The sequence below is a fragment of the Kitasatospora cystarginea genome, assembly GCF_039533515.1.
Lineage (GTDB): Bacteria > Actinomycetota > Actinomycetes > Streptomycetales > Streptomycetaceae > Kitasatospora > Kitasatospora cystarginea.
Map to the genome: position 1 here is coordinate 1 of NZ_BAAATR010000109.1, position 5,113 is coordinate 5,113.

The 5,113-nt window shown below is 57.4% G+C and carries 2 rRNA genes; both read right to left on the reverse strand.

The annotated features are described in order from the left end of the window. Positions 1 to 2: 2 nt before the first annotated feature. Positions 3 to 3,116 (reverse strand): 23S ribosomal RNA (locus ABD369_RS39985). 285 nt (positions 3,117 to 3,401) lie between these two features. After that, positions 3,402 to 4,925 (reverse strand): 16S ribosomal RNA (locus ABD369_RS39990). Together the 16S and 23S rRNA genes form the textbook arrangement of a ribosomal RNA operon. Positions 4,926 to 5,113 lie beyond the last annotated feature (188 nt).

Here is a 5,113-nt window from a genome sequence, read left to right on the forward strand (position 1 = left end):
CTGAGGACAAGCCCTCGGCCTATTAGTACCGGTCAACTCCACCCCTCACAGGGCTTCCATATCCGGCCTATCAACCCAGTCGTCTACTGGGAGCCTTACCCTCTCAAGGAGGTGGGAGTGCTCATCTCGAAGCAGGCTTCCCGCTTAGATGCTTTCAGCGGTTATCCCTCCCGAACGTAGCCAACCAGCCATGCCCTTGGCAGAACAACTGGCACACCAGAGGTTCGTCCGTCCCGGTCCTCTCGTACTAGGGACAGCCCTTCTCAACACTCCTACGCGCACAGCGGATAGGGACCGAACTGTCTCACGACGTTCTAAACCCAGCTCGCGTACCGCTTTAATGGGCGAACAGCCCAACCCTTGGGACCTACTCCAGCCCCAGGATGCGACGAGCCGACATCGAGGTGCCAAACCATCCCGTCGATATGGACTCTTGGGGAAGATCAGCCTGTTATCCCCGGGGTACCTTTTATCCGTTGAGCGACGGCGCTTCCACAAGCCACCGCCGGATCACTAGTCCCTACTTTCGTACCTGCTCGACCCGTCAGTCTCACAGTCAAGCTCCCTTGTGCACTTACACTCAACACCTGATTGCCAACCAGGCTGAGGGAACCTTTGGGCGCCTCCGTTACCCTTTAGGAGGCAACCGCCCCAGTTAAACTACCCACCAGACACTGTCCCTGATCCGGATCACGGACCCAGGTTAGACATCCAGCACGACCAGAGTGGTATTTCAACGGCGACTCCACAACAACTGGCGTTGCTGCTTCAAAGTCTCCCACCTATCCTACACAAGCCGAACCGAACACCAATATCAAGCTATAGTAAAGGTCCCGGGGTCTTTCCGTCCTGCTGCGCGAAACGAGCATCTTTACTCGTAATGCAATTTCACCGGGCCTATGGTTGAGACAGTCGAGAAGTCGTTACGCCATTCGTGCAGGTCGGAACTTACCCGACAAGGAATTTCGCTACCTTAGGATGGTTATAGTTACCACCGCCGTTTACTGGCGCTTAAGTTCTCAGCTTCGCCCGGACGAATCCAGACTAACCGGTCCCCTTAACGTTCCAGCACCGGGCAGGCGTCAGTCCGTATACATCGCCTTACGGCTTCGCACGGACCTGTGTTTTTAGTAAACAGTCGCTTCTCGCTGGTCTCTGCGGCCACCCCCAGCTCAGAGTGCAAGACCCATCACCAGGAATGGCCCCCCTTCTCCCGAAGTTACGGGGGCATTTTGCCGAGTTCCTTAACCATAGTTCACCCGAACGCCTCGGTATTCTCTACCTGACCACCTGAGTCGGTTTGGGGTACGGGCCGCCATGAAACTCGCTAGAGGCTTTTCTCGACAGCATAGGATCATCCACTTCACCACAATCGGCTCGGCATCAGGTCTCAGCCTTAACGAGTGACGGATTTGCCTATCACTCGGCCTACACCCTTACCCCGGGACAACCACCGCCCGGGCTGGACTACCTTCCTGCGTCACCCCATCGCTCACCTACTACCACCTTGGGCCACCGGCTCCACCACTCCCATCAACCCGAAGGTCTCAAGGCGGCTTCACGGGCTTAGCATCAGAGGGTTCAGCGCTGGCGCTTCAAAGCGGGTACGGGAATATCAACCCGTTGTCCATCGACTACGCCTGTCGGCCTCGCCTTAGGTCCCGACTTACCCTGGGCAGATCAGCTTGACCCAGGAACCCTTGGTCAATCGGCGCAAGAGTTTCCCACTCTTGTATCGCTACTCATGCCTGCATTCTCACTCGTATACCGTCCACGACTCGATTCCTCGGCCGCTTCACCCGGCACACGACGCTCCCCTACCCATCACAGCCCCCGTTAGGAGTATTGCTGCAATGACACGACTTCGGTGATGTGCTTGAGCCCCGCTACATTGTCGGCGCGGAATCACTTGACCAGTGAGCTATTACGCACTCTTTCAAGGGTGGCTGCTTCTAAGCCAACCTCCTGGTTGTCTCTGCGACTCCACATCCTTTCCCACTTAGCACACGCTTAGGGACCTTAGTCGGTGTTCTGGGCTGTTTCCCTCTCGACCATGGAGCTTATCCCCCACAGTCTCACTGCCGCGCTCTCACTTACCGGCATTCGGAGTTTGGCTAAGGTCAGTAACCCGGTAAGGCCCATCGCCTATCCAGTGCTCTACCTCCGGCAAGAAACACGCGACGCTGCACCTAAATGCATTTCGGGGAGAACCAGCTATCACGGAGTTTGATTGGCCTTTCACCCCTAACCACAGGTCATCCCCCAGGTTTTCAACCCTGGTGGGTTCGGTCCTCCACGTGGTCTTACCCACGCTTCAACCTGCCCATGGCTAGATCACTCCGCTTCGGGTCTTGGGCATGCAACTCAACCGCCCTATTCGGACTCGCTTTCGCTACGGCTACCCCACACGGGTTAACCTCGCTACACACCGCAAACTCGCAGGCTCATTCTTCAAAAGGCACGCAGTCACGGCCACCAAAAGATGACGACGCTCCCACGGCTTGTAGGCACACGGTTTCAGGTACTATTTCACTCCGCTCCCGCGGTACTTTTCACCATTCCCTCACGGTACTATCCGCTATCGGTCACCAGGGAATATTTAGGCTTAGCGGGTGGTCCCGCCAGATTCACACGGGATTTCTCGGGCCCCGTGCTACTTGGGAAATGAACAAGCAAGCCGTACAGATTTCGTCTACGGGGGTCTTACCCTCTACGCCGGACCTTTCGCATGTCCTTCGACTACCCATACGGTTTCTGACTCGCCCAGCCGCCGGCAGACAACTGAAGCTCACTCCCACAACCCCGATACGGCAACCCCTGCCGGGTCTCACACCATACCGGTTTAGCCTCATCCGGTTTCGCTCGCCACTACTCCCGGAATCACGGTTGTTTTCTCTTCCTGCGGGTACTGAGATGTTTCACTTCCCCGCGTTCCCTCCACACTGCCTATGTGTTCAGCAGCGGGTGACAGCCCATGACGACTGCCGGGTTTCCCCATTCGGAAACCCCCGGATCAAAGTCTGGTTGACGACTCCCCGGGGACTATCGTGGCCTCCCACGTCCTTCATCGGTTCCTGGTGCCAAGGCATCCACCGTGCGCCCTTAAAAACTTGGCCACAGATGCTCGCGTCCACTGTGCAGTTCTCAAACAACGACCAGTCACCCACACTCCAGAACCCCGAACACGAGACTCCTTCACATGAGACCGGCAACCATGAGGTACCAGCCAAACGGCCGCTCCCTCAGGACCCAACAACGTGCCCGACACGACCCAGTCACAAACCCACGTTCCACGCCGAAGCAGTACTAGTGGCCGATCCCGAACCGTGCCGAATAGTCAACGTTCCACCCATGAGCAACCGTGCGAGACATTCGCTCGCAGTCGGCTATGTGCTCCTTAGAAAGGAGGTGATCCAGCCGCACCTTCCGGTACGGCTACCTTGTTACGACTTCGTCCCAATCGCTGGTCCCACCTTCGACGGCTCCATCCCATACGGGTTAGGCCACCGGCTTCGGGTGTTACCGACTTTCGTGACGTGACGGGCGGTGTGTACAAGGCCCGGGAACGTATTCACCGCAGCATGCTGATCTGCGATTACTAGCAACTCCAACTTCATGGGGTCGAGTTGCAGACCCCAATCCGAACTGAGGCCGGCTTTTTGGGATTCGCTCCGCCTCACGGCATCGCAGCCCTTTGTACCGACCATTGTAGCACGTGTGCAGCCCAAGACATAAGGGGCATGATGATTTGACGTCATCCCCACCTTCCTCCGAGTTGACCCCGGCAGTCTCCTGTGAGTCCCCATCACCCCGAAAGGCATGCTGGCAACACAGAACAAGGGTTGCGCTCGTTGCGGGACTTAACCCAACATCTCACGACACGAGCTGACGACAACCATGCACCACCTGTACACCGACCACAAGGGGGCTGACATCTCTGCCAGTTTCCGGTGTATGTCAAGCCTTGGTAAGGTTCTTCGCGTTGCGTCGAATTAAGCCACATGCTCCGCTGCTTGTGCGGGCCCCCGTCAATTCCTTTGAGTTTTAGCCTTGCGGCCGTACTCCCCAGGCGGGGAACTTAATGCGTTAGCTGCGGCACCGACGACGTGGAATGTCGCCAACACCTAGTTCCCAACGTTTACGGCGTGGACTACCAGGGTATCTAATCCTGTTCGCTCCCCACGCTTTCGCTCCTCAGCGTCAGTAATGGCCCAGAGATCCGCCTTCGCCACCGGTGTTCCTCCTGATATCTGCGCATTTCACCGCTACACCAGGAATTCCGATCTCCCCTACCACACTCTAGCCTGCCCGTATCGAATGCAGACCCGGGGTTAAGCCCCGGGCTTTCACATCCGACGCGACAGGCCGCCTACGAGCTCTTTACGCCCAATAATTCCGGACAACGCTCGCACCCTACGTATTACCGCGGCTGCTGGCACGTAGTTAGCCGGTGCTTCTTCTGCAGGTACCGTCACTTGCGCTTCTTCCCTGCTGAAAGAGGTTTACAACCCGAAGGCCGTCATCCCTCACGCGGCGTCGCTGCATCAGGCTTTCGCCCATTGTGCAATATTCCCCACTGCTGCCTCCCGTAGGAGTCTGGGCCGTGTCTCAGTCCCAGTGTGGCCGGTCGCCCTCTCAGGCCGGCTACCCGTCGTCGCCTTGGTAGGCCATTACCCCACCAACAAGCTGATAGGCCGCGGGATCATCCTGCACCGCCGGAGCTTTCCACCAACCCCCATGCAGAGGAAGGTCATATCCGGTATTAGACCTCGTTTCCAAGGCTTGTCCCAGAGTGCAGGGCAGATTTCCCACGTGTTACTCACCCGTTCGCCACTGATCCACCCCGAAGGGCTTCACCGTTCGACTTGCATGTGTTAAGCACGCCGCCAGCGTTCGTCCTGAGCCAGGATCAAACTCTCCGTGAATGATTACTCGGCCATGCTTAATTAAAAGCGGCCGGTTCACACTCGCGTTGAGCGGCACGGCAACCACCGGAATAAGGCGGCCCCGCGCACTGCGTCCTCGCTGTGTATTTCAAAAGGAATCTCCAACCACGAACCACAAGGATCCGAGGCCGGGGATGTCAACATATCTGGCGTTGACTTTTGGCACG